Origin of the sequence: Neobacillus novalis NBRC 102450, assembly GCF_001591805.1 — a bacterium.
In the GTDB taxonomy this organism is placed as follows: Bacteria; Bacillota; Bacilli; order Bacillales; family Cytobacillaceae; genus Neobacillus; species Neobacillus novalis.
This window is the reverse complement of record NZ_BCVP01000015.1, coordinates 106337-130949: the sequence shown is the minus strand read 5'-3', so window position 1 is coordinate 130949 and position 24613 is coordinate 106337. Positions and strand designations below refer to the sequence as shown.

Genomic DNA, 24613 nt, shown 5'->3' with positions numbered 1-24613 from the left:
GTAAATACAAGGAAAAGGTGATCGAAGAAATGGCTGATGACAAAAAAGTGGATCTAACCGAAGAAACTGCACGCAGATGGCTGAAAGAAAGAGGCGTTGAAGTTCAGGACATGGCCGATTTAGTTTTCTTTTTGCAGGAAAAGTATCACGAAAACTTAAAAATGGAGGACTGTTTGGCGAATGTGGAACGGGTCCTTTCCAAGCGAGAGGTACAAAATGCGATCATCACCGGAATCCAGCTTGATATGCTTGCTGAAAAAGGGATGTTAGAAGAACCGCTCCAATCGATTATCGGCAGCGATGAAAGCCTTTACGGGGTGGATGAAATCCTGGCCTTTTCGATTGTAAATGTTTACGGCTCTATCGGCTTTACCAATTACGGTTACATCGATAAACTAAAGCCTGGGATTCTAGCACATTTAAATGATAAATCCACTGGCGAATGTCATACCTTTTTAGATGATATTGTCGGCGCCATCGCCGCTGCTGCCTCGAGCAGACTGGCACACAGGGCAGCAAGAGCTGAGAAGGAGAAAAAGTAAGCAGCAAAAAGGATGGGTAACTTTGCACCCATCCTTTTCTTATATTTCCCACTGGTCTAATGAATCTACCGTATAAGTCGGCATCCGCTCGTAGCCGGCAAGCAATTCTTTTGTCGTTACACCTGTATGAACGAGTAATGTGTCCATTCCCGCATTCATCCCTGCTAATATATCGGTATCATAATAATCGCCGACCATCAGTGTCTCTTCTTTTGCCGTCCCTAGAACCTTTAAGGCCTGTTCCATTATAATGGACTCTGGCTTGCCAATAAAAATCGGGTTGGTCTGTGTGGATACGGTAATAACCGATGTTAGTGATCCATTCCCCGGCAGCAGTCCTCTTTCCGTCGGGATGGCAATGTCGCCATTGGTGGAAATAAAGGTCGCCCCGTTGCGGACTGCCAAGCAGGCAACGGCTAATTTTTCATAGCTGATCGAGCGGTCAATCCCTGTAACAACGTAGTCTGCATGCTCCCCGGCAAATTGCAATCCTTTTTCCGCTAGAGCCGTTCGTATCCCCTCTTCACCAATACAATAGACAGATGCGTCATGTTTACGTTCATAAATGTAATTAGCGGTTGCCTGGCTTGTCGTAAACACAAGCTTTTCCTCTGCCGGAATATCAAAGCGGACTAGCTTTTCAGCAACCTGTGCCGGTGTCCGTGATGAATTATTCGTCACAAATAAGTAAGGAATCCCTTTATTGCGAAGCTGTTTAACAAAATCAGAGGCAGCTTCAATCCGCTCTGTTCCTTTATACATCGTACCATCTAAATCAATCAAATAACCCTTATATTTTTTCAAAAAATTCACTCCAATCAGCAGCCACAGTATGAAAATTAGTTTTTAAACGCCGAAACGGGTCCTAATTCATTTGCAAGATAATCACGAACATTATCAGCAAAGGTCACTAATTCATGAAGATATCTTGAAAAGAGCTCCTGCAGCTCGCCATGGTCGATATGTATGTAATCGTGAACAAGTTTCTTCCGATATTGGATGATATGCTTTAAACTATCCCCTGTTTGCGCTGAAACAACCTTTTCATCAATCAAGATGTCGATAATGTCCTCATAGCTCCCGGGATCGCGCATGATAAAACCGTCTATCATCGCATTTCCAACATCTAAAACAGACTCAATCATCATTTGGCTCAAGCGTTCTAACGCTGCTTGTTCGAGTGGTGTTGTCCAATCTGCCTGGTTTCTAAAAAGAGAGATTTGTCTTTCTAAATAATGTAAGGCTGATTCAATCATTTCCCTGTCAACAAAATACATTGTGCCGCTTCCTCCATTCTATGTTGCGATACTATTTATCAGTACGGATGGCCGTGCATAGAAATAACCTTGTGCTAGATCAACATTATTTCGTGTTAATACTGACGCCTCGTCCTCATTTTCTATCCCTTCGGCAACTACTAAGGATCCAGCCTCTCTGGCGATTAACAATAATCCTTTTAACATCGATTCTTTAATTGAATTCTTAACAATATTTTGAATCACAGAGCGGTCAATTTTTATGATATCAGGCATGATTTCACTAATAATACTTAAACTAGAATAGCCTGCCCCCGTATCATCCATGGCAATCCGGAACCCCATTAATCTTAACATTTTGAGATTATAAATGAAATTCTTTAAGCCATCAATCGAATCATTTTCGGTCACTATCCCGTTACAAATATGGTCTGGATTGTGGGATTATATTTTTGCAAATTCCGCTCAACATGATTGATTATTTTTTTCATGATCGTATCGATTTCCGATAAGCAAAGCCGTGCCTCATCAACCTTTATGTAAAGTGTCAAACCGTCCCCGTAAAAATCATTTAGTGTAATGACATCCTGCTTAGCGATTTCTGTCTCTACAGCAAAGCGGAAATATTTTTTAATCTGTTTGATTAAAAGTGCGTACTGAGATTGACTTAGCTGTTCTGACAATTCATTCATATTCTTTAAATTAAAGACAATAACAGCTACTTCATGTCCATCGTTAATAGCAGCAGTTACTCCTTGGATGACAGGGTTTCGCAAAATAAATTGAGGAGGATAAAAGCGTATTGACGAAAGAGGTAAGATAATTTTTCCCCATTTGATGATGGTTTTGATTTTTTCTATGGAACGACGGACCATGGTTTTCACCCCTCTCAAAAGTCAACTTAAATGCTTAGATATATTGTAACATAATTTGACATCTTTCGTGTTTTTCAGTAAGAAAATTTGTTAAAAGTCCCATCGTACAGTTTAATTTGTTACTATATAGAAGATGTCAATTTAACAAAGGAGATCTTTTGATGAATGAACGTTTTTTCTTATACGATGATACAGAAGATACAAAAACAAGATTTATCAGCTTTGTTGGTGAAAACCAGCGCTTTGATTTAGCGATTGTTCAAAGTAATCGCCACTATGGAAAGCTGCTAGTTCTTGATATGCAAGGAAGCCGGTTTGCGATTATTGGTCCCGATGACTTGGAAGAAGAGGGATATTTAGAGTTTGCTTTTCAGCTGAATGAAGCAGATGCAGCGGAACTGCGCTCTTTCTTAACGGAAATCGTTTAATGATCCGCTTATGTTTTTCACCCCTTAACGACATACTAACACGTATAGGAGTGTGAAAAACATGGAGGAAAAGGATTCGAGTAAATATACTGAATTGTCTAATGTTGAGAAGCAGCAAAATTTCTTAACGGCACAAGAGTTTCCGGAAGGCCCCTATGGTTCAACCTTTAGAGTTAACAATGCTGTTCAAAATAAAAGCACTCCCTGGAAGGAAGGGCAGCGCCGCTATAGTGCTTACAATTATGAATTCAAATCATTGCATCAAGGTTTACCACGCCAGATGGATGGTGCACATCCAACACATGATGACCCGGATACAGACGAACAAGTCCCGTATGATAATTAAAAGGGAATAAAAAAACGAAGGGGCCGATTCCCTTCGTTTTATTTCTTTACTTTTTTCAAAACAAAGTTTGCACAACCGAAATTGCAGTATTCATAAAAATACTCATTTAGGGTGCTAATTTTCGAATCAAATGTTGCCTTTTGGTTTTGGTCATCAAAAAAGCCCTTTAACCGGAGCTGACCATAACCCCAATCTCCGACGATATAATCATATCTCGATAAAATATCACTAAACCTAGCCTTTAGTGCTTCCTCATTAAACCCATTTCGATATTCCTGCACTAATTCATACATTGTGTTGTTAATAATAATCATGCTTTTTTCCACCTCATTTTGCCAGCGAATTCCTAATACCCATTATAACCGATTCCCCATCTTTTACTAAGAAAAAAAATCCTTACTTTGGCTATTCTAATAAAAGGAGGTGTTTAAGTTGAAGAAAATAGTCATCATCATGGGACTATGTACGATGACAGCCTTAACTGGATGCTCTAAGGATATGGCCAATCGTGATGTATATGAAGAAAGTGGCAATACCATTAACGTTAATAATAAAAGGCATGAACTCTACAATGAAGGCGCAAGCCGTGGAGTCCGGAATGTTAGCAACAATTATGGCTTTGTCCGTCACCAAAAGAGTCCGCTGATGAATGATAATAAAACGAATAACCACTATGCAGCGCTCGATCGTGAACAGGTTGCCAATATTATCAGCAAGTACAGTACCAATATTCCAAATGTCAATGATGTTGCAACCCTTGTTACGGATCAAGAGGTTTTAATTGCATATGATACCGATTCAAAAGACCGCAATATGACAGCTGACCAAGTAAAGAAGACAGCAATGTCGGTTGTACCACGGTTTTACCATGTATATGTCACAGACAATAAGGTGTTAATGCGTGATGTGGAAAATCTCGCTAATCTAGATTCAACAAGCCGAAATTCCCGTAATTTGGTCACCGGACTTGTGGCACAAATGAAAAAATCACCACAAGGACAACGAATGAATCCAAGTGAAGACGAAAATGGACTGACTCAAGATGATTATAATAAGAGTAGACCAAATCGATAAAATATCTCGGGGTTTACAGCCTTACAGCCTGATATTCAAAAGAGTTCAGTCCTTTATCCGGCTGAACTCTTTTAACAATTTGAATGAATGGAATCTTCTGCTGTTTTTCTGCTTATGCTTCCTTTGCGTCTTGTTCTCCTAATAATTGCTTATGTTTGGCAGCGGCATTTACTTGTTCATCAGCATGATAAGAGGAACGAACCAATGGTCCTGCCTCACAATGACTAAAGCCTTTACTCATCGCAATTTGCTGTAATTCCTTAAATTCATCAGGACTGTAGTACTTTACAACCTTAAGATGACTCTTTGTCGGCTGCAGATATTGACCAATGGTCATAATATTGACATGATTCGCGCGTAGATCGTCCATGACATCGATAATTTCCTCTTTTGTTTCTCCAAGCCCAATCATCAAACTGGATTTTGTTGGAATGCTTGGCTGCATTTCTTTCGCCCGGCGGAGAAACTCGAGAGACCGATCGTATGTAGCACGCGCCCTTACTCTTGGCGTCAAGCTTCTTACCGTCTCGATATTATGATTTAAGATATCAGGTTTAGCATCCATCAACAGCTGCAAATTTTCTTCCTTCCCGCCCATATCGGAGGGAAGAACTTCAATACTGGTAAATGGATTTTTGCGGCGAATTGCCCGAACCGTTTCCGCAAAAACAGCTGCCCCGCCGTCCTTTAAATCATCACGCGCTACGGCGGTAATCACCACATGCTTTAGATTCATTAATTGAACGGAGTCAGCGACTCTTTCCGGCTCTTGTAAGTCTAGTTCTGTTGGCAGCCCTGTTTTTACCGCACAAAAGCGGCAGGCACGAGTACATGTATCCCCAAGAATCATAAATGTTGCTGTTCTTCTTTCCGCCCAGCATTCATGAATATTCGGACAGCGGGCTTCCTCACAAACGGTATGAAGATTCTTTTCCCGCATCATTTTCTTTAAGCCAGTATAAGAAGCATTAGTATTTAGTTTTATTTTTAACCAGTCAGGCTTTCGTAAAATTTCTTCATTCTTGCTCATTGTTACACCCCTAATATGTATAAATAAATGAGTTCTTCTGAATCACTTTAACATACTGCAAATAGAACGACAAGCAGACTACCTTTTGGGTTTCGATTACCATTTATTAACCTTAATGAAATAGCGAAGAAGTCATAAACTAATCATGTACATTAATCGGAAGGAGGATTCCTGTTGCGGGCTTTTCTAATAATTGGAACTTTCCTTTTATTCTTCACCTCTACAGTTGCTGTCAGGGATGCTCATGCTAAAGAACTTGATCCCTACCAAGAGAGAATGAAGCTTTACAAGAAGGTCGAAACCATTACACAGATTCCTTGGTATTATTTAGCAGCCATTGATCAATACGAAAGAAGCATCCGTCTTGTCCGCCGCGACTTGCCCAAACCGGAAAGCACTATTGCTATTTATTTCCGGCCTGAACAATGGGCAGGCCTGACCAATCCTAACCCATCCGCAGAAAACCCGGCAGTCCTCCAATTTTTTAATGGAATGGGTGTTGATGGGGATGGGGATGGAAAAGCGAGCTTAAAAAGCGACGAGGATGTCTTATATGCCATTGCTCATTATCTTCTTTCATACGGGGTCGATGCTGAAAATCTTCAAATTGGGTTATGGAATTACTATCACCGCGATAAAACTGTCAGAATCATTACGGGAAAAGCAAAAGTATACCGGCATTTTGGCCGGCTTGATTTAGATAAGCAAGTGTTTCCTGTTCCGATTCGAAGCAATCACAGCTACCGTAGTACCTGGGGGGATGCCCGGGGGTGGGGCGGAAGAAGGATTCATGAAGGGACCGATATTTTTGCTGGTTACGGGGTTCCTGTACGTGCTACCAACTATGGCGTTATCGAAATGAAGGGCTGGAACAAGTTCGGCGGCTGGAGGATTGGCATCCGTGATATTAATAATACCTATCATTATTTCGCCCATCTCAGCGGGTTTGCGAAGGATTTGAAGGTTGGGCAAATTGTTGAGCCGGGGATGGTTATTGGCGGTGTCGGAAGCTCGGGCTATGGCCCGCCGGGAACCTCCGGAAAATTCCCGCCCCATTTGCATTATGGCATGTATAAAGACAATGGGATTACAGAATGGTCGTTTGACCCTTACCCGCATTTAGCAAAATGGAAGCGGTTTGAGCGGGCGAATACTGGTAAGAAGAAATAGGACTGTCCTTGATGGATAGTCCTTGTTAATTTCCTGACTTATCTTTAGGAAGTGGAAGAGAAGGTGGAGTGCCGTTTCCTCCATTATAATATTGTGGAACTAGGCCCTGTACTAACATTCCACCAACAAAAATGCTTTGATCCAGTTTGGTTATTTTTGTAGCAAAAGGGGTAATTATTTGAACAGATACTTCTAAATGAATAGAAACATCAATCCATGTATTATTAATCCCAATTGGTTTAGGATCTATTTTTACATCTGGACGCACATCGCCAATTGCATTAAATTTTACTGGAACCTTAGGACCTAAATTACCGAACAAGGCAATATTGGTTGCTCGACCAATTGGGACATACCAAACAATCCCATCTGAGTTTTTTGTAGCGTTTGTTTCAATTTCCACATCGGTTACATACTCTAAAGAGGAAAGATCCCCTTTTTCAACTGCTGTTAAGTTCTTCTGTATCTGACTCGTAATTTCAGATAACTTCTGATTGACAACCTCTGTTTTTAAATTAGCACTTGGTGCACTTCCATCAGGCCCTGGAGTTAGTTCAATTACATTATTCACATCTCCAAAGTCAACTGCTTTTTTACTGATTGCTTTATTTATAACCATTGAAGCTATCTTTCGGGTTTGTGATTCAGCGTATCCCATGAGCGCTGGCTCGATACCTTTATTGACGAGCCACAAACCAGTAGCTGTGGATAAAAGGAAAAAAACAAAAGATAACAGCAGGACATAGCGGAAAGGCAGCGGTCCCCGCTTCCTGAGCCGTCGGCGAAACTTTGCCAAAGAAATCACCCCTTCTTGCTATATGTATGCTAAGAAAAGGGGAACTAGCCTAAAGCGTATAAAAAAAGCCTGCCATCAATGCAAGCTTTTACATCATCTTCAATAAGGCATCCTTGCCAAGCATTCCTTGGTGAATTCCTAATTCCTCTGCCTCGAAGGTCACTGACTCTAACGGGGCATTTAGCAGCTGATCAATCGTTCTTACACCGACAGCACGGCCGGCAATAATTTTGCGATCCTTTAATTTTTCATTTAATAAACCCACGTCCAAAGCACCGCACATAATATAACCCTTGTCGCTTGTCACCGCGAGCAAGGTGGTTTTAGGAAGTAACACAGAAACAGCCAAAAACGTATGGCCATTAATTTCAATTGGTGAAAGATCAATCAAAGGGTCCCACACTCCTTTCCTCACTATCACATTATGACAACTAAGGAAAATCCGTGATGGGCTAGATATCCAACTGTAACTTCCATTTTAATAAATCGCGCAAAAATTCTGGCAGAAAGTATTTTTTCTGCTTGCTTGGAAGCACTTCTTTGAAAAAATGACCAAAAGTAAACATATCCGGCAGGGCTAATGTGTAGGTTTGTTCATGATTTAATTCTTTGCCATTCACATATATCGTGTTTCCCTGAAGGCTAAGGCGGTCATAGACGAATATCCCCAAGAGCGTTCCTCTAAACCCTAGACCTTTTATATGTTTATGGTGCAAGCTTTCATCCATCGTCTCAAGTAAAACCTCCTGTAACTCTTTGCCTGTCAGTTCGATAATACAAGGATTGATTGGATGGGGGCAAATTGTCAGCAGGTCATATTCGGTCACATCGCCTGCTAACGGGCCTAAAAGCAAACCAGCATTTATTATTGCACAATCAGCATTGCACCATTCCCGTAATGCCTTGCACAGAAAAAGGGAGAGCTCTGTTTCCTGGAAAAGATTATTCGGCATTGGTTTGGTCAACGTAGTAACTTTCTGGTTTAACAGTTCTTTTCCTTTATTTAAAAAAGCAACAACTTGTTCCTGTTCATTTTGAACGATGGGAAGCTCCTTTGTGGCATAAAGAAGCGCGTTTTGGTTCACAATGGTTTTTTTCTCATCTAAGATAACGGTAACATGCCCGACAAAATAACCATACTTCCCTGCTGCCCCAAGGAGCGTGCTGCCCACCTGCTTTCCCTGTTCAAGAATATGATGGGTATGTGCGCCTAAGATGACATCGATTTCCGGGAATACTAAAGCGATTCGTTCATCATCGTGAATACCCAGATGGGACAGCAAGATAATGAAATCTGCCTCTTCCTTCAATACATGCAGCCATTTTTTTAGCTCAGAAATTGGCTCAGTCAATTCCCAGCCAAGCAAGTCATAAAGGTGAGCAAATTGGACGGTGAGCCCAATCACTCCAACCCTTGTTCCTTTTTTCGTATGATAAATCTTATAGGGTTTCACCCAATCAGGGTATTTTTCATTTTTTTTATAAAAGTTTGCTGCTAGAACATCAAATTGCGCTTCGTCATAGAGGTGATTCAAATCTTCATAGGGAAGATTTACCCCCTCATTGTTGCCAATCGTGACGGCCGTATATTGACACTCATTTAAGAGGGGAATATTTCCTTTTCCTTTGGTTGCTTCCGTATACGGGTGCCAGCGGTCAATAAAATCACCAATATCAAACAGAAAGACTTCCTCTTCCGTTTGGAGATGCAGCTCTTTTTTTTCGCGAAGATACTGTTGAATTCGCGGCCAATTTTCTAAGTGACTGTGAACATCGTTTGTATGATAGATATGGATAGTTTCCATCGTTTATCCTACTATCCCTTGATATATTAAACGAATCCCAACAATAACAAGGATGGTTCTGATAATTAAGACAATCGTTTTGCTCTTTAGCTTTGTATTTAGAAAAACTCCAACCTTTGCGCCAATCCATGCTCCAGGTATAAGGGCTAGTGCATACAGCCAATTGACATTACCTAGGGCAACATGGGTAATGGAGCTTAGAATAGAAGTTGGTAATATCATGAACATGGAGGTTGCGGTTGCCACATGTGGTGGAAAAAAGAATAACAAAATCATTGTGGGAACCATTAGAGAACCGCCGCCAATCCCAAAGATTCCTGATAAAAATCCAACAGCAAAGGAAATTAGAATGGCGATGATTGGACTAAAACCGTATTCGAAGGTTTTGCCGCCATTATCGGTAAAGCTGCGAACCACTCCCTTTTCCTTTCGATAAGGAATCGGTTTTAATTTATCCTTTACGACCAATACAAGCGAGACAAAAAGAATAAAAAGACCGAAATAGATATTAAAGGAATGCAAATCTAATTTTTCCGTTGCCCACGCGCCAAGAATACTCCCAGGGCCGCTTCCAATAAGAAAGATAAAACCGCTTTTATAATCAACTGTCTTATGCTTCATATAGGCTAACGTTGAGGATAGACCTGTAAATATCATCGTAAACAGTGAGGTCCCTACGACTACCTGCGGTGTTAGATGACTAAATGTTGATAATGTGGCTAAGTACAGCAAGGAGGGAACAACAATGATTCCTCCCCCCATGCCAATCAACGAACCCAGTGAGCTCGCGACCAGCCCTACTAAAACTAAAATAATCCATTCCATTTGTTTTCACCTTCTAGTGTCTGTTTTAATCTGCCTTGTGGTTGAAGGAATTTTTAAAATAACCCTAGCTGCCTTGGGGCAAGATCGTCATATTCTATATGTAAAAGATTCATCATTTCCTTCGCATTGTCTGCAGCATCCCCACCAGAATTGTTGTTAAAGAGGAGATAAACATCTGCCGACTCCTTGGCTAATGTTTGGATGGAATCTGTCCATTCTTTTAACTCTTGCTGATTATAGCGATAAAGATAACGAACCTCGCGCCAGTTCTCGGCATTCCGCTTTTGCCAGCCATGTACATTACGGCCGTGAAACCTTACCAGGACTTTATCGGGATTAGTAGTCTTCAGGATCGTTGGAATCGAACCCTCTCCTGATTGGGGTTCATCGCAAATGCTATGAATCCATTTTTCTGTTTGCATAAATTCTAGTGTTTTTTGACGGTATTGTGGCGCGAACCACGATTGGTGCCTGAACTCGAGAGCGGATGGTAGGTCAGCCATTTCACTCTTACACCATCTTAAGTATTCGACATTTTCCCGTTTACAGTCAAACCATGGCGGGAATTGGAAAAGGGTCATGGCTAATTTATTGGTTTCTATGTATGGGACCAGTGACTCTTTAAAGGCGTTGAACATGGCTTGTTTGGTTTCAAAAGGGATTTCGCCACGCATATGCCCAGTCATCCCTTGGTAGGCTTTGACGACAAATTGGAAGCTTGCCGGCGTTTCATTAACCCACTTTTCGGCATTTCGGGTAGGTTGAATCGCATAAAAAGCGGAATCCACTTCGACAATCGGAAAATGTCCCGCATATTCCTTTAATTTATCTCTCGAGGAAATTTGACCTGGATATAAGCTGTCATGGTCGCCCCAGCCTGTCACACCGATATAAATCAAGTAACTCACCTCCATTTATTAATAATAGCATAACCAATTTTTAATAAGGACTCGATTATTAAGTTTGCGTAGGTTTCTTCGAAAAGTATAAGCTATGCTATTCTCGCAAGTAAATTACAGTTATCAGCAGTAATTTGGTGCTATTTGACAGTTGGCTCTTGCTCTACGACAGTTGGCACTTGCTTTGCGACAGTTGGCTCTTGCTTTGCGACAGTTGGCTCTTGCTTTGCGACAGTTGGCTCTTGCTTTCCGCCAGTAAACCCGCCTTTCCGCCAGTAAACCGCCCTTTTCCTCCAGTAAAACACCTTTTTCCGCCAGTAAACTCATTTCCAACACAAAAACCCGCCTGCCAACGAGGCAAGCGGGTAAATTTTTCAAAAATATTAGCCGATTGACCCTTCCATTTCGAACTTGATAAGACGGTTCATCTCAACGGCATATTCCATTGGCAATTCTTTTGTAAACGGCTCGATAAAGCCCATAACGATCATTTCGGTCGCTTCCTGCTGAGAAATTCCACGGCTCATCAAGTAGAAAAGCTGCTCTTCAGAAACCTTCGAAACCTTCGCTTCATGCTCGAGCGAGATGTTATCATTTAGGATTTCATTGTATGGAATCGTATCAGATGTCGACTGATTATCCATAATTAATGTATCACACTCGATATTGGAGCGGGCACCATCTGCTTTACGTCCGAATTGAACCATTCCGCGATAGGTTACCTTTCCTCCATGCTTCGAAATCGATTTAGAGACAATTGTTGACGAAGTATTTGGCGCTAAATGAATCATTTTGGCGCCGGCATCCTGGTGTTGGCCTTTACCGGCAATCGCGATTGATAGTGTCATTCCGCGTGCACCTTCACCTTTTAAAATAACGGCAGGATACTTCATCGTCAGCTTCGAACCGATGTTGCCATCGATCCATTCCATTGTTGCATTTGCTTCACAGACAGCACGCTTCGTAACAAGGTTAAAGACATTATTTGCCCAGTTTTGAATCGTTGTATAACGGCAATAAGCATCCTTTTTAATCACAATTTCAACAACAGCACTATGCAATGAGTTGGTTGTATAGACTGGTGCGGTACACCCTTCCACATAATGAACAGATGCGCCTTCATCGACAATGATTAAGGTCCGCTCAAATTGACCCATATTTTCGGAGTTAATCCGGAAATACGCTTGTAATGGCGTATCTACTTTAATGCCTGGCGGTACATAAATGAACGAGCCGCCTGACCAAACAGCAGAATTCAATGCAGAAAACTTGTTGTCTGTTGGCGGAATTGTTTTTCCAAAGTGTTCACGGAAAATATCTTCATTTTCCTTTAAAGCAGAATCCGTATCTTTAAAAACGATTCCTAATGCTTCAAGGTCTTCCTTCATGTTGTGGTAAACGACTTCTGATTCATATTGTGCAGATACACCTGCAAGGTATTTTTGCTCAGCTTCTGGAATCCCAAGCTTATCAAAGGTTGCTTTGATTTCCTCAGGTACTTCATCCCATGACTTCTCAGATTTCTCAGATGGTTTTACATAATAAGTAATTTCATCAAAGTTTAATGAAGACATGTCGCCGCCCCATTGCGGCATTGGTTTGCTATAAAAAATTTCGAGTGATTTAAGGCGGAAGTCTAACATCCATTGTGGTTCGTTCTTTAACTTGGAAATTTCTTTAACAATATCAGCTGTCAACCCACGCTTAGATCGGAATATGGAAACGTCTTTATCGGCAAAACCATATTTATAATCACCGATTTCAGGCATCTTTTTCGCCATTTTCGTGTTCCTCCATTTCTTAAACGAATAAGGCCTAAAAATGCCCTATTTCATTCTATTCTTGCTCCTCTTCCTTCAATCCCTTTTCCATCGCCTTCCACGCTAATGTGGCACATTTGATGCGCGCTGGAAATTTGGAAACACCCTGAAGTGCTTCGATATCGCCTAAATCGAGATCTTCCTCAATCTCTTTTCCTTGCATCATATCTGAAAAGACCTTTGATAACACCAAAGCATCTTCTACTTTCTTACCCTTAATGGCTTGTGTCATCATCGATGCTGAGGACATCGAAATCGAACAGCCTTCGCCTTCCTGCTTGGCGTCAACCACGATTCCATCTTCCACCTTCAGACTCAATTGAATCCGGTCGCCGCAAGTTGGGTTATTCATATTAATCGTATGACTGCCATCCTCCAAAACTCCGCGATTACGAGGTTTTTTGTAATGGTCCATAATTACTCTTCGGTAAAGTGCATCTAAATTAGAAGACATCGCTGAAATACTCCTTCGTTTTGACAAGTCCTTCAACAAGTTTATCAATATCATCTTCTGAGTTGTATAGGTAAAAGCTTGCACGAGCAGTCGCTGAAGCTTTAAGCCATCTCATCAGCGGCTGGGCGCAATGATGTCCGGCACGGACAGCAATTCCTTCCGCATCCAAAACAGTTGCCACATCGTGCGGATGAACATCTGTTAAATTGAAGGTAACAAGGCCTGCTCGCTTGGCTGCATCCAGCGGGCCGTAAATCGTCATGCCTTCCACTGCCGCCATTTTTTCTAATGCGTAAGCGGCAAGGCGATGTTCATGCTCTGCAATATTGTCTAAGCCTATTTCATTTAAAAAATCGATCGCAGCTCCAAGACCGATTGCTCCGGCAATAATCGGTGTGCCGGCTTCAAATTTCCACGGCAGCTCTTTCCAAGTTGACTCGTACAATTCGACAAAATCAATCATTTCGCCGCCGAATTCAATCGGCTCCATTTTTTCAAGCAGCTGTTTTTTTCCATAAAGGACACCAATACCGGTAGGGCCGCACATTTTGTGGCCTGAAAAAGCAAGGAAATCACAGTCTAAATCTTGAACATCAATCTTCATATGCGGCGCACTTTGGGCGGCATCAACAACCATAATCGCTCCGTTTTGATGGGCAATTTCAGCAATTTCTTTTACCGGATTGATGACACCAAGGACGTTCGATACCTGCATAACAGACACGACCTTCGTGTTAGCAGTGATTGTCGCGCGCGCATCATCCAGTGAAATGGTGCCATCCGCTTGAAGCGGAATGTACTTCAGCTGGGCACCAGTCTTTCTGGCCACTTGCTGCCAGGGAATAATATTACTATGGTGCTCCATATAGGTAATAACGATTTCATCGCCTTCTTTTACAGTCGCAGCCGCATAACTTGCTGCCACTGTATTAAGGGATGTTGTCGTTCCTCTTGTAAAAATAACTTCCTGAATTGATTTAGCATTGATAAACTTACGAACCTTTTCCCGTGCACCCTCGTACGCATCTGTCGCTCTTGTTCCTAGTGTATGCACACCGCGGTGGACATTGGAATTGATTTCGCGATAATATTTTTCAATTGCCTCAATTACTTGGAGCGGCTTTTGTGACGTAGCAGAGCTATCCAAGTATACTAATGGTCTACCGTTAACCTCTTGATCTAAAATCGGAAACTGTTTACGAATATCCTGGATATTCATTAGCGTACTTTCCTTTCAATCACTTCAGTTAACTGTTTCTTTACTCCTTCAATCGGAAGCTGATTGACAACAGGGGCAAGGAAACCATGGATCACTAAACGCTCTGCTTCTTTTTTAGGAATTCCGCGGCTCATTAAATAGTAAAGTTGAACATTGTCAACCCGGCCGACTGAAGCGGCATGACCTGCCGTTACATCATCTTCATCAATTAACAAGGCTGGATTTGCATCCCCGCGTGCCTTTTCGCTAAGCATCAGGACGCGAGATTCTTGTTCTGCATTTGATTTGGATGCACCGTGTTCAATTTTACCGATGCCGTTAAAAATGGAAGTTGCACTGTCCTTCATGACACCATGCTTTAAAATATAACCTTCGCTATTTTTCCCAAAGTGAACAATCTTCGTCGTAAAGTTTTGCGTTTGCTCACCGCGTCCGACAACAACTGTTTTAGTATCTCCATAAGAGCCATCGCCAATTAAATTAGTGGTGTTTTCTGAAATCGTGTTGCCTTCATTCATTAAACCTAATGCCCATTCAATGCGTCCGTCTCTGCCAACAACACCGCGGCGGTTTACATAGGTGGTGATTCCTTTTGCAAGGGTATCAACTGCACCAAATGTTACCTTTGCATTAGCATTAACGATCACTTCTGCCAAAATATTAGCAACTGTAGTTGAAACTTCCATTGTTGAGATGTAATTTTCAACATAAGTGACGGAGCTATTGTCTTCCGCAACGACAATAACATGGTTAAACAGGTTGGCCTCTGCATCATCGTGTATATAAACGGCTTGAATCGGTTCTGCGATTTCCACATTCTTCGGAATGTATAGGAAAACTCCGCCATTTACTAATGCTGCGTTTAGGGCAGTAAGGCGATGTTCGTCAGCATTGATTGCTTGTGTCATATAATACTTTTTCAATTGATCGCTGTGTTCTCTTGCAGCTGTAAAAATGTCTGTAAAGATAACCCCTTTGCTCTTTAGCTCTTCAGACAAAGATATAAAGGCAGGCGTTTGATTATGTTGAATATATAAGTTTTTATGTTCAGCATCGATATCTACTAATGCCTTTACTTCTTCTGGCAATTCAGCAAGCGATGCATAAGCAGTACTATTTACAGTATGTTGAGTGAATTGTGTGAAATTCCACTTATCAATCCTTGTTTTGTCAGGTCTTGGCATTGGCAGCTGTTCGAAGCTTTCAAATGCCTTTAGACGAAACTCTTCAAACCAAGCAGGCTCGCTCATTTCTTTTGAAAAGGAGCGGACATTGTCCTTATCAAATGGTAATTTTATTTCTGTTGTCATTATAATCCTCCTAACACTCTCTTACGCTTCATGCCCAACTGTTTCATCTTCAATTCCTAGCTCGTGCTTGATCCAGTCATATCCTTCTGCTTCTAAGCGTTGTGCCAGCTCTGGTCCGCCCGATTTTACAATACGGCCTTGCATCATTACATGCACATGGTCAGGAGTGATATAGTCTAAAAGTCGTTGATAGTGAGTAATAATTAAACAACCGAAATCTTCGCCGCGCATTTCATTAATTCCCTTTGAAACAACCTTCAGGGCATCGATATCAAGGCCGGAGTCAATTTCATCTAAAATAGCAATTTTCGGCTGAAGCATCATTAGTTGTAAAATTTCATTACGCTTCTTCTCACCGCCAGAAAAGCCTTCATTTAAATAGCGCTGCGCCATATCAAGATCCATTTCAAGGAATTCCATTTGCTTATCCATTTTACGGATGAATTTCATCAATGAAATTTCATTTCCTTCACCAAGGCGGCTATTAAGTGCTGAACGTAAAAAGTCGGCATTTGTTACACCGTTAATTTCACTTGGATATTGCATCGCTAGAAATAGACCTGCACGTGCACGCTCATCTACTTCCATTTCAAGAACATTTTCCCCATCTAAGGTAATGTTTCCGCTTGTCACTTCATATTTTGGGTGACCCATGATAGCAGAAGATAAAGTGGATTTACCAGTACCGTTTGGACCCATGATTGCATGGATTTCTCCACCCTTTATTTCAAGGTTTACCCCTTTTAAAATCTCTTTACCCTCAATTTCTACATGAAGGTCCTTAATTGTTAAAGTTGATCCAGCCATATTTATACCTCCGAAAAGAATGATTTGTATCTTGGCCGATAGAAAAGCACTATCGGCATTAGTGCAACTACGCCTCATGAACCGCCTAACGGCTCGCCAATCGACGAGTTTTCTTTATAACTACAATGTTCTGTGACTCTATTCTCATTTTATTCTCATTCCAATCTTATAACAAATGAAATGTATTAGCAACTCCTAAACAGTAAAAACAAAGCTTCTATTTTCATTAAGAATGTCCTAAATGAGAATGATAAGAATAATTTAGTGGAAATTCAGACGAATATTCCTTTATGTAAAACACATTCGGTATAAATGATACCTTATTTTTTATTGGTTTGCCAATAGTAATACATGTTCTATTTATGGGGAAAAATACAGAAAAAGCCAGTGAAGCTGTCACTGACTTTCTGCTTATCTTCCTATTTAAATATGTTTATTCAGAAACCGTTACAACGGCCCCTTTGTATTTTTCTTTGATGAAGTCTTGGATTTCTTTTGATTTGAGTACTTCTACAAGTGTTTTGATGGTTTCTTTATCTTTGTCCTCTGAACGAACAACTACAAGGTTTGCAGGAACAACGTCATCGCCTTCAAAGGCAATTCCATACTTTCCGATGTCAACTCCGCCTTCTAAAGCGTAGTTCGTATTAATAACAACCGCATCACCTTCACCGCTTTCGAAAGAAGTAGCTAATAATTTCGCTTCCACTAGCGTTGAGAAATCAAGATTCTTGGGATTTTCAATAATATCTTCCACTCTTGCATTTGCGCCAACGCCTTCTTTAAGCTTAATTAATCCTGCTTTTTCAAAAATAGGTAAAATACGTCCATGGTCACTAAATGAATTACTCATGATTATTTTTGCACCTTTTGGAAGGTCTTTTAAGCTTTTATATTTTTTAGAATAAATTCCGATTGGTTCCTTATGAATTTCGCCGACACTTACAAAATCAAAGTCCTTATTATCTTTCATTTGCAGGTCTAAATACCCTGGTGTTTGAAAATAGTTGGCATCGAGGTCTTTATCTCTTAGTGTTACGTTTGGCAGGATATAATCTTGAAAAACTTTTATTTCTAGATCAATTCCTTTTTTCTTTAATAAAGGTTTTGCCGCTTCTAACACTTCTGCATGCGGTACAGCAGATGCACCAACGACTAATTTCTTGTTACCATCTTTTCCTGCCGTATCTTTTTTGGCACCACCGCAAGCTGTAAGGGCAAATGCTAGTAACGCAATTCCGATGAAACTATATACCTTTTTCATTATTTAACTCCTCCTGTTATCGTTTATCTGTTTTCTTTGTAAAATAATCACCAATAAATTGGATGATAAAAACTACTATTAAAATCGCAATCGTGGCAACTAACGTGACAAACGGTTTATTGCCCTGAAAACCATAGAGGTAGGCAAAGTTCCCAAGTCCGCCAGCTCCAATGACTCCGGCCATTGCCGTAAAGCCGACGAGCGAAATGGCTGTAACGGTAATCCCAGAAATTAATGCCGGTAAAGATTCTGGTATTAATACTTTAAAAATAATATGGCCATGGGTTGCTCCCATCGATTGTGATGCCTCAATCACACCTTTATCGATTTCCCTAAGGGCAATTTCTACCATTCGTGCATAAAATGGGGCTGCACCAATAATGAGGGCTGGAAGCGCCGCATTTGCTCCAAGTATCGTCCCAAGCAATAATTTTGTAAAGGGAATTAATAAAACTACTAAGATAATAAAGGGAATCGATCTAAAAATATTGACAAAGCCAGCAACAACGACATTAACGGTCCGATTGGCCCATATATTCCCTTTATCTGTTAAAAACAACAGCAGACCAAGTAATAATCCTAAAACAAATGTCGCAAACACAGAAATGGAAGTCATATAGATCGTTTCTCGTGTTGCTTCAATTAATTTGTCCCACTTTACCATTTCCATTAAATCAGCCATTACTGATCACCTCCACGCCGACTTGCTGTGAGTGAATATAATCGATGGCTTTCTGTATTTCGCTTACTTGCCCATCCAAGTGAATAAATAATGTACCGTATGATCCGTTTTGCGTGTGTGAAATTTTCCCTTGAAGAATATTGACAACCACATCGAAATTCCTAATTACATTTGTGATTAATGGCTGTTCTGTTGTCTCCCCAACGAACGAAAGCTGTACCACACGACCATGCGGATAAAGTTCGAGCAGATGTTGGGTTGTTTCCTTTGTTTCTTCCGGTTCCGTTACCTGCTGGACGAAACGCTTGGTAATTGGCTGCTCAGGATTTTTAAACACATCCAGTACCGGACCAAGCTCAACAACTCTTCCGCATTCCATAACCGCTACCCGGTGGCAAATCTTTCGGATGACATGCATTTCATGCGTAATCAAGACAATTGTTAACCCGAGCCGTTTATTAATATCGACTAACAAATCCAAAATCGAATCGGTCGTTTGCGGATCGAGTGCGGAGGTTGCTTCATCACAAAGCAATACTTTCGGATTGTTGGCGAGTGCCCTTGCAATTCCGACGCGCTGCTTTTGCCCGCCGCTTAGCTGTGAAGGATAGGCGTTTTCCCTGCCTTCAAGACCAACTAGTTTAATAAGCTCCTGCACTCGCTTTTTTCTTTGTGAACTATTTACACCTGCGATTTCTAATGGAAAAGCAATATTTTCACTTACTGTCCTCGACCACAGCAAGTTAAAATGCTGGAAAATCATACTGATTTCCTGTCGTGCTTTCCGGAGCTCGGCACCCTTTATTTTTGAAATCACCCTGCCAGCAACTGTAACGGTTCCATCTGTTGGGAGCTCGAGTCCATTTAACATCCGGATTAACGTACTTTTTCCGGCACCGCTATATCCAATCACTCCGAAAATTTCTCCTTCTTGTATTTCCAGGTTTACATCATCAACTGCCTTTAAAGACCCCTGTTTTGAAGGAAAAATTTTTCTGACGTTTTTTATCGATATCACTTGAATCACCTGCTTCTTATCCGATTTACAGATTCTTGTTTATAGAGTTAGACTGTTTTCATGAAAAGATTCTTTTTTTAAAAAATAAAAAGCCTTTCTGCACAGGCAGAAAGGCATCATTAAAACAATCCTTTCTCCCATCTCCCAAAGCAATCGCTTTGTGTGAATTGGCACCATTTCAATAATAAATATTGACGGTTGCCGGGCTTCATCGGGCACATCCCTCCACCTCTCTTGATAAGAGCTTACAGCATTCTATATTCAATTAACACGTTATATTATTTAAGTAATGATATTACGAGTGCTATCGTATCATGGATAAAAAGCAGTGTCAATGAGATTTTCTTTGGAAAATGATATCAGCTGAATTTAGGCGTTTGTTTTTAGAGAAGCTAAGCCGGTTGCCGTTTCAATCGCAGATTCAAGATCTTCGATTAAATCCTCGACATTTTCAATCCCAATGGAAAGCCGAATTAAATCCTCAGATACCCCTGCAGACTTAAGCCCTTCCGCATCTAATTGCTGATGAGTGGTGCTTGCCGGGTGAATGATTAAGCTTTTCGCATCGCCAACATTGGCAACATGGGCCCATAGCGTAATCGCATCAATCAATTTAGCCCCTGCCTCTTTGCCGCCTTTTATCCCAAAGACAACCATGGAGCCGGCCCCTTTTGGCAAATACTTTTGCGCTAATTCATGATCTGGATGTGTGGGATGTCCAGGGTATGAAACCCATTCCACTGCAGGGTGATTGACTAAGTAATCGACCACTTCCTTCGTATTGGCAACATGCTCTTTCATCCGCACATGTAGTGTCTCAAGACCCAGTGTGAATTGGAAAGCATTTTGCGGGCTTAGTGCCGGGCCAAGGTCACGTAAAAGCTGGACTCGTGCTTTGATAATATATGCGACTGCACCTAGGGCTTCTGCATACACAAGATCATGATAACTTGCATCTGGAGTTGTAAAGCCTGGGAATTTCGGCGAATTCCAGTCAAATTTCCCGCCATCGACAATCACCCCGCCAGTTGACGTGCCATTTCCCAACAGCCATTTTGTTGCCGAGTGAACGACAATGTCTGCACCATGCTCTATTGGCCGGCACAGATATGGTGTCGCAAAGGTATTGTCAATAATTAATGGTAACTCGGCCGCGTGAGCGATTTCCGCTACCTTTTCAATATCGAGTACGCGTAAGCTCGGATTCCCAATCGTTTCAGCAAAGACCGCTTTTGTTTTTTCAGTAATCGCCGTGCGGAAATTTTCAGGATTATCCGGGTTGACAAATTTCACGTTAATTCCGTATTTAGGAAGGGTAACGGCAAATAAATTATAGGTTCCGCCATAAAGATTCGAGGCAGAGACAATTTCATCGCCTGCTTCGGCAATATTTAAAATCGCTAGTGTGATTGCCGCCATGCCGCTAGCAACCGCAAGTGCCCCAACGCCGCCTTCTAATAACGCCACTCGATCTTCAAAAACGGTAGTTGTCGGATTATGGATCCGGGTATAGATGTAACCAGGCTCCTTTAAGGCAAAAAGGTTAGCAGCATGTTCTGTGCTTTTGAATTGATACGCATTGTTTTGATAAATCGGAACAGCACGAGCACCAGTCACCGGATCCGGAGACAATCCTCCATGAACACTCAATGTTTCAAAACGATATTTTTTTTGATTTTCTCCCATTACTCTCGCTCCTTTTATAACAATGCAATAAACAAAAACCCCCGCTTCATAAGAAGAGGGGGCCTCTCTTCTTATCTTCCAGAGCCAAATTGCTCTGCTGGATTTAGCACCGTGTTAAAAACCGGTTGCCGGGCATCGTAGGGCCAGTCCCTCCGCCACTCTTGATAAGAATGCTTATTAAATTGTTTTTATTAATAGAATATTTAAATAACACTTTACAGGAAGATTAATTCCGAGTCAATAACTTTGTTTAAATTATTTTTTGTACGCTCGCGGTTTTGTGCTTTTGTTAAAAAGAAGACCGATTCTAGTAAGAGAGTGGTTCTTAGTGGTGCTGAAACCTTTAGCTGCCCTTGCTGTTCAAGAACCCGCAGCCTTTGTGTTCCTTCAAGCAGTTGTTTCATTGCGTTTTGGGATCCGCTAATCTCATATTTTGACTGTTGTGCTTCTGAGTTTTGCAAGATCATGATGTTGCCGTTTTTGATTATTAATTGAATTGTCTGTCCCTCACATCGTAGGTTAATTTGTAAATCCGCATGAAGAAATAAGGGCTGGACATGCTCCTGGTCTTTGATTTTTGCTAGAAATGCTTCTACCACATCCATCATTTCCACCACTCCGGTCTTGTCACTTATATATTACTTATTCAGCAAGAAATGGCGTAATCCTTTCATTATTACTCGACAATTCTAAACGTAATTTGGCAGTGTTTCGGAGATTTCCCGAGAAATATGTCGGATCTTATTAAATTTTGGGACGGAGGCTGCCGTTTCTTTTTTAAATGAGAATGCTTTAATACAACTTTTAGATAAAGTGTTGAAAAGTATTCAAATATTACTGCTGATTGGGGGGGAGTTTTTTATAAAATAAGATTAGAAAGGAAGTGGAAAATGAGTTATAAATCTCGTTCTAAACCAGTTGAAGCAATTATTCTAGGAATCCTAATCGCCCGAATGTCTTTGGATGAAAAGTACAAACAGCGCTTTCATTATCTTGAAAAGGGTTATGAGGGTGAGATTATGTTCGACTCACTGACAGAAAAACTTCAATGTCAAAACTATATGTTAAATGACTTGTTGCTTGAATCAAATGGCAGTAAATTTCAAATTGATTCATTAATGCTTACACAAGAACCTTTATATTACTTTGAGGTTAAAAATTATGAATGTGACTATTATTTTGAAAATAACAGGTTCTATACGTTTTCCAAAAAAAGAAAAGGAAATTAAGAATCCGCTTCAGCAGCTTGAACGAGGTGAGTCCTTACTCCGTCAGATGCTCCAGCATTATGGGTATCGGATTCCGATCGAGGCATATGTTGTTTTTGTTAACCCCGAATTCCATTGTTTTCAGGCCCCTCTAAATAAACCAATAATTTATCCTAACCAGCTCAATCGTTTTATGAAAAAGTTGAATATGCGACCATCACGGCTAAATGGGGCTCACAAAAAGCTGGCTGATCACTTAGTCTCTATGCATCAGATTGTTCTTCCGTATGACAAGCTGCCGCCATATACCTATGCACAACTTAAGAAGGGACCCCTTTGCGCTGTTTGCCACTCACTTAAGACGATTGTTGTTGATAGGAAACTCGTATGCACGATTTGTAGACACGAGGAACTGCTTGATCACGCTATTTTGCGGAGTGTAGAGGAATTGAAGCTGCTTTTTCCGGATATAAAGATTACCACGGTTTTGGTGCATGACTGGTTCCAGGTAGTAGATTCGATGAAGACGATTAGGAGGGTTTTGGTGCAGAACTATAGTGCTGTAGGGAAGAAAGAATATAGTTTTTTTAAATTGAAATAAATCTACTCTATATTTCGGGACAAGATGGGGACTTGGGCCCTTCACACTACCCGAGTGGCAATTTTATTGAGCTCGACGGGCACTCTGGGCTCTTCACAGTGCCCGGGCGATGCTTTTTTTCATTCCCACGGGCACTCTGGAGTCAAAATTCCCCACCAAAAAAACAGATGCAATCTGCATCTGCTTAAGTGAGATATTGTTTTGTTTTTTCAAGTAAATATGGCACGGAATGAAAAGCGTAAATAGTTTCTTTGACCTTGCCTTTTTGCACAATTAGCAGGCATGGGACACTCTCGATGCCAAAATCTGCAGCAATATCGGGATAAAAATTCAAGTTCATTTTTCCCATATTAACCTTTACAAGTTCCTCAAGCACGACTAGCATCCTTGAAGCCACCTGACAGGTGCCGCAAAGAGGGGTATAAAAATATAGCAGGCCGCTTTCTTGATTATCAAGAAAAGCACCTAAATCATTTCGACTCCATTCATTCATATGCTCACTAACCCATTTCTAAAAACTCTGTATGAACATCAATATTCGCGCCCATTAGAACAGTCGCCAAGTGGTGCACCGGGGCAGTTGCGACCTCGCGATACATCCGGTCAATATATAAATGTTCAGCTTGGGGGAATTCCCGTTTAAATTGCTTGCGAAGCTTTTCGCCAGCTTTATCCGCATCAACAAGAATATAGACATCCTTGTCTTCAAGAAATTCAATCCATTCATCTAATTTCGTAAAACTGATGGTTCCATTTGTACAAATGATTTCTACTGGTTCCTTTACAATCCGCTTTACCTTATTTTTATCTGACTTTCCTTCAACAATAAGAACTTTGTCAACATACGAATCATTCATATCCATCACCTGTAATAGAAGTTGTTTATGTTAACATATTCTAAAATATTAATTACGTGTGTTCTTCTTCTTAGTATGTTAACTATAGCACTATTGTCATCTTAAAAATAGGAATTTGTCCGATTTTATTATATACTTCCCAATTTAAAGCGAAAGAAAAGGTGGTAATATAAGAGAAAAAGCACCTTCGAAAAGTGCTTCTTCTAATTATGATTAGTCTTCCTTAGTCATCGCTTCATATTGTTCAGCAGTCATCAGCTTGTCAAGCTCGCTTGAGTCAGATAGTTCAATGACAACCATCCATGCTTTTTCATATGGTGATTCATTAACAAATTCTGGGCTGTCGCTTAAATCTTCATTTACTTCCACTACTTTTCCACTTACTGGTGCGTAAAGCTCGGAAACAGTCTTAACAGATTCAACACTGCCAAATGGTTCGTCAGCCGAAATCTCATCGCCGACATCAGGAAGCTCAACAAATACGATATCGCCTAATTCATGCTGTGCAAAGTCCGTGATTCCGACGCGCACTCTTTCCCCTTCAACCTTAACCCATTCATGTTCTTCAGAATAACGTAATTCTTTTGGTGTACTCATTAGCAAAAATCCCTCCATTGTTTTTTCTTAAATCTATCATCGAA

General features: G+C 40.9%; 32 protein-coding genes and 2 riboswitches. Of the genes, 7 read left to right on the top strand and 25 right to left on the bottom strand.

Annotated elements, in window-relative coordinates; translation table 11 throughout:
- Window positions 1-29 precede the first annotated feature (29 nt).
- The gene (locus tag BANVL01_RS12765) at window positions 30-542 is read left to right on the top strand and encodes a phosphatidylglycerophosphatase A family protein (protein WP_066091441.1); all 513 of its coding nucleotides are present in this window, start codon (window positions 30-32) and stop codon (window positions 540-542) included.
- A gap of 39 nt (window positions 543-581) precedes the next feature.
- Here BANVL01_RS12765 and nucF read toward each other — a convergent pair whose 3' ends face one another.
- Genes nucF through BANVL01_RS28265 form a run of 4 tightly spaced genes read right to left on the bottom strand, consistent with a single transcriptional unit; the run spans window position 582 to window position 2673 of the window.
- On the bottom strand, window positions 582-1346 hold the full coding sequence (gene nucF, locus BANVL01_RS12760) for a 5' nucleotidase NucF (protein WP_066091443.1): 765 nt from the start codon (window positions 1344-1346) through the stop codon (window positions 582-584).
- A 35-nt stretch (window positions 1347-1381) separates the two neighbouring features.
- A complete protein-coding gene (locus BANVL01_RS12755) occupies window positions 1382-1819 on the bottom strand; it encodes a DUF86 domain-containing protein (protein ID WP_066091445.1) in 438 nt (145 codons plus the stop codon).
- An 18-nt stretch (window positions 1820-1837) separates the two neighbouring features.
- Complete coding sequence (locus BANVL01_RS28270) at window positions 1838-2209, bottom strand: EAL domain-containing protein (protein WP_066091447.1); 372 nt, start codon at window positions 2207-2209, stop codon at window positions 1838-1840.
- Window positions 2209-2673 carry a hypothetical protein gene (locus BANVL01_RS28265; RefSeq protein ID WP_066091449.1) on the bottom strand — a complete coding sequence of 155 codons (465 nt, stop codon included), beginning with the start codon at window positions 2671-2673 and terminating at the stop codon, window positions 2209-2211. Before BANVL01_RS28265 ends, BANVL01_RS28270 begins: the two co-directional genes overlap by 1 nt.
- A 161-nt stretch (window positions 2674-2834) precedes the next feature.
- Between BANVL01_RS28265 and BANVL01_RS12740 the strand changes: the two genes are divergently transcribed.
- Together BANVL01_RS12740 and BANVL01_RS12735 are read left to right on the top strand one after the other, a co-directional pair.
- Window positions 2835-3101, top strand: a complete 267-nt coding sequence (locus BANVL01_RS12740) for a DUF3055 domain-containing protein (RefSeq protein ID WP_066091451.1) — start codon at window positions 2835-2837, stop codon at window positions 3099-3101.
- 61 nt (window positions 3102-3162) lie between these two features.
- Window positions 3163-3447 (top strand): cytosolic protein, encoded by a 285-nt coding sequence (locus tag BANVL01_RS12735; RefSeq protein ID WP_066091453.1) that lies wholly within the window; start codon window positions 3163-3165, stop codon window positions 3445-3447.
- Between the two features lie 38 nt (window positions 3448-3485).
- On the opposite strand, the gene BANVL01_RS12730 is transcribed toward BANVL01_RS12735, so the two are convergent.
- The gene (locus BANVL01_RS12730; RefSeq protein ID WP_024026591.1) at window positions 3486-3761 is read right to left on the bottom strand and encodes a YutD family protein; all 276 of its coding nucleotides are present in this window, start codon (window positions 3759-3761) and stop codon (window positions 3486-3488) included.
- A gap of 109 nt (window positions 3762-3870) precedes the next feature.
- On the opposite strand from BANVL01_RS12730, the gene BANVL01_RS12725 reads away from it, so the two are divergent.
- Window positions 3871-4521 (top strand): YhcN/YlaJ family sporulation lipoprotein, encoded by a 651-nt coding sequence (locus tag BANVL01_RS12725; RefSeq protein WP_235845561.1) that lies wholly within the window; start codon window positions 3871-3873, stop codon window positions 4519-4521.
- Window positions 4522-4633: 112 nt separating this feature from the next.
- Here the strand turns inward: BANVL01_RS12725 and lipA are convergent, their stop codons facing one another.
- Window positions 4634-5551: a lipoyl synthase gene (gene lipA / locus BANVL01_RS12720; protein WP_066091457.1), complete on the bottom strand. Its 918-nt coding sequence runs from the start codon at window positions 5549-5551 to the stop codon at window positions 4634-4636.
- 174 nt (window positions 5552-5725) lie between these two features.
- On the opposite strand from lipA, the gene BANVL01_RS12715 reads away from it, so the two are divergent.
- The gene (locus BANVL01_RS12715; RefSeq protein WP_425311841.1) at window positions 5726-6721 is read left to right on the top strand and encodes a M23 family metallopeptidase; all 996 of its coding nucleotides are present in this window, start codon (window positions 5726-5728) and stop codon (window positions 6719-6721) included.
- Window positions 6722-6746: 25 nt separating this feature from the next.
- On the opposite strand, the gene yunB is transcribed toward BANVL01_RS12715, so the two are convergent.
- From yunB to BANVL01_RS12640, 16 genes are all read right to left on the bottom strand, one after another.
- Entirely contained in the window at window positions 6747-7526 is a 780-nt protein-coding gene (yunB, locus tag BANVL01_RS12710; RefSeq protein ID WP_342342329.1) for a sporulation protein YunB, read from the bottom strand.
- 79 nt (window positions 7527-7605) lie between these two features.
- Window positions 7606-7908 carry a YunC family protein gene (locus BANVL01_RS12705; protein WP_066091462.1) on the bottom strand — a complete coding sequence of 101 codons (303 nt, stop codon included), beginning with the start codon at window positions 7906-7908 and terminating at the stop codon, window positions 7606-7608.
- Between the two features lie 61 nt (window positions 7909-7969).
- Window positions 7970-9322: a bifunctional metallophosphatase/5'-nucleotidase gene (locus BANVL01_RS12700; protein WP_066091464.1), complete on the bottom strand. Its 1353-nt coding sequence runs from the start codon at window positions 9320-9322 to the stop codon at window positions 7970-7972.
- A gap of 3 nt (window positions 9323-9325) precedes the next feature.
- Complete coding sequence (locus tag BANVL01_RS12695) at window positions 9326-10147, bottom strand: sulfite exporter TauE/SafE family protein (RefSeq protein ID WP_066091466.1); 822 nt, start codon at window positions 10145-10147, stop codon at window positions 9326-9328.
- Between the two features lie 53 nt (window positions 10148-10200).
- Window positions 10201-11046: a DUF72 domain-containing protein gene (locus BANVL01_RS12690; RefSeq protein WP_066091467.1), complete on the bottom strand. Its 846-nt coding sequence runs from the start codon at window positions 11044-11046 to the stop codon at window positions 10201-10203.
- A 140-nt stretch (window positions 11047-11186) separates the two neighbouring features.
- Window positions 11187-11351: a hypothetical protein gene (locus BANVL01_RS27250; protein ID WP_156482275.1), complete on the bottom strand. Its 165-nt coding sequence runs from the start codon at window positions 11349-11351 to the stop codon at window positions 11187-11189.
- A 78-nt stretch (window positions 11352-11429) separates the two neighbouring features.
- Window positions 11430-12827, bottom strand: a complete 1398-nt coding sequence (gene sufB, locus BANVL01_RS12685) for a Fe-S cluster assembly protein SufB (RefSeq protein ID WP_066091469.1) — start codon at window positions 12825-12827, stop codon at window positions 11430-11432.
- Window positions 12828-12882: 55 nt separating this feature from the next.
- A complete protein-coding gene (sufU, locus tag BANVL01_RS12680) occupies window positions 12883-13320 on the bottom strand; it encodes a Fe-S cluster assembly sulfur transfer protein SufU (protein WP_066091471.1) in 438 nt (145 codons plus the stop codon).
- Entirely contained in the window at window positions 13310-14539 is a 1230-nt protein-coding gene (locus tag BANVL01_RS12675; protein ID WP_066091473.1) for a cysteine desulfurase, read from the bottom strand. Before BANVL01_RS12675 ends, sufU begins: the two co-directional genes overlap by 11 nt.
- Entirely contained in the window at window positions 14539-15849 is a 1311-nt protein-coding gene (gene sufD / locus BANVL01_RS12670; RefSeq protein ID WP_066091474.1) for a Fe-S cluster assembly protein SufD, read from the bottom strand. The genes BANVL01_RS12675 and sufD overlap by 1 nt, the downstream gene beginning before the upstream one ends.
- Window positions 15850-15870: 21 nt before the next feature.
- Window positions 15871-16656: a Fe-S cluster assembly ATPase SufC gene (gene sufC, locus BANVL01_RS12665; RefSeq protein ID WP_066091476.1), complete on the bottom strand. Its 786-nt coding sequence runs from the start codon at window positions 16654-16656 to the stop codon at window positions 15871-15873.
- A 433-nt stretch (window positions 16657-17089) separates the two neighbouring features.
- Window positions 17090-17920: a MetQ/NlpA family ABC transporter substrate-binding protein gene (locus BANVL01_RS12660; protein WP_066091478.1), complete on the bottom strand. Its 831-nt coding sequence runs from the start codon at window positions 17918-17920 to the stop codon at window positions 17090-17092.
- A 16-nt stretch (window positions 17921-17936) separates the two neighbouring features.
- On the bottom strand, window positions 17937-18602 hold the full coding sequence (locus BANVL01_RS12655) for a methionine ABC transporter permease (RefSeq protein WP_066091480.1): 666 nt from the start codon (window positions 18600-18602) through the stop codon (window positions 17937-17939).
- Window positions 18595-19620: a methionine ABC transporter ATP-binding protein gene (locus tag BANVL01_RS12650; protein ID WP_066091481.1), complete on the bottom strand. Its 1026-nt coding sequence runs from the start codon at window positions 19618-19620 to the stop codon at window positions 18595-18597. Before BANVL01_RS12650 ends, BANVL01_RS12655 begins: the two co-directional genes overlap by 8 nt.
- Window positions 19621-19754: 134 nt before the next feature.
- Window positions 19755-19864: riboswitch (SAM riboswitch) on the bottom strand.
- A gap of 125 nt (window positions 19865-19989) precedes the next feature.
- The gene (locus tag BANVL01_RS12645) at window positions 19990-21306 is read right to left on the bottom strand and encodes an O-acetylhomoserine aminocarboxypropyltransferase/cysteine synthase family protein (RefSeq protein ID WP_066091483.1); all 1317 of its coding nucleotides are present in this window, start codon (window positions 21304-21306) and stop codon (window positions 19990-19992) included.
- 68 nt (window positions 21307-21374) lie between these two features.
- A riboswitch (SAM riboswitch) is annotated at window positions 21375-21477 on the bottom strand.
- Window positions 21478-21521: 44 nt separating this feature from the next.
- Window positions 21522-21911, bottom strand: coding sequence for an SCP2 sterol-binding domain-containing protein (locus BANVL01_RS12640; protein WP_066091484.1), 390 nt, complete (start codon window positions 21909-21911; stop codon window positions 21522-21524).
- Between the two features lie 285 nt (window positions 21912-22196).
- Here BANVL01_RS12640 and BANVL01_RS28260 point away from each other — a divergent pair, with 285 nt between their 5' ends.
- Window positions 22197-22535, top strand: a complete 339-nt coding sequence (locus BANVL01_RS28260) for a nuclease-related domain-containing protein (RefSeq protein ID WP_235845559.1) — start codon at window positions 22197-22199, stop codon at window positions 22533-22535.
- Window positions 22468-23115: a nuclease-related domain-containing protein gene (locus tag BANVL01_RS12635; protein ID WP_235845557.1), complete on the top strand. Its 648-nt coding sequence runs from the start codon at window positions 22468-22470 to the stop codon at window positions 23113-23115. Before BANVL01_RS28260 ends, BANVL01_RS12635 begins: the two co-directional genes overlap by 68 nt.
- Window positions 23116-23299: 184 nt before the next feature.
- On the opposite strand, the gene BANVL01_RS12630 is transcribed toward BANVL01_RS12635, so the two are convergent.
- From BANVL01_RS12630 to gcvH, 3 genes are all read right to left on the bottom strand, one after another.
- A complete protein-coding gene (locus BANVL01_RS12630) occupies window positions 23300-23608 on the bottom strand; it encodes a thioredoxin family protein (protein ID WP_066091485.1) in 309 nt (102 codons plus the stop codon).
- A 7-nt stretch (window positions 23609-23615) separates the two neighbouring features.
- Window positions 23616-23972 carry a toprim domain-containing protein gene (locus BANVL01_RS12625; RefSeq protein WP_066091487.1) on the bottom strand — a complete coding sequence of 119 codons (357 nt, stop codon included), beginning with the start codon at window positions 23970-23972 and terminating at the stop codon, window positions 23616-23618.
- Window positions 23973-24185: 213 nt separating this feature from the next.
- Window positions 24186-24569, bottom strand: a complete 384-nt coding sequence (gcvH, locus tag BANVL01_RS12620; RefSeq protein ID WP_066091489.1) for a glycine cleavage system protein GcvH — start codon at window positions 24567-24569, stop codon at window positions 24186-24188.
- Window positions 24570-24613: the final 44 nt, after the last annotated feature.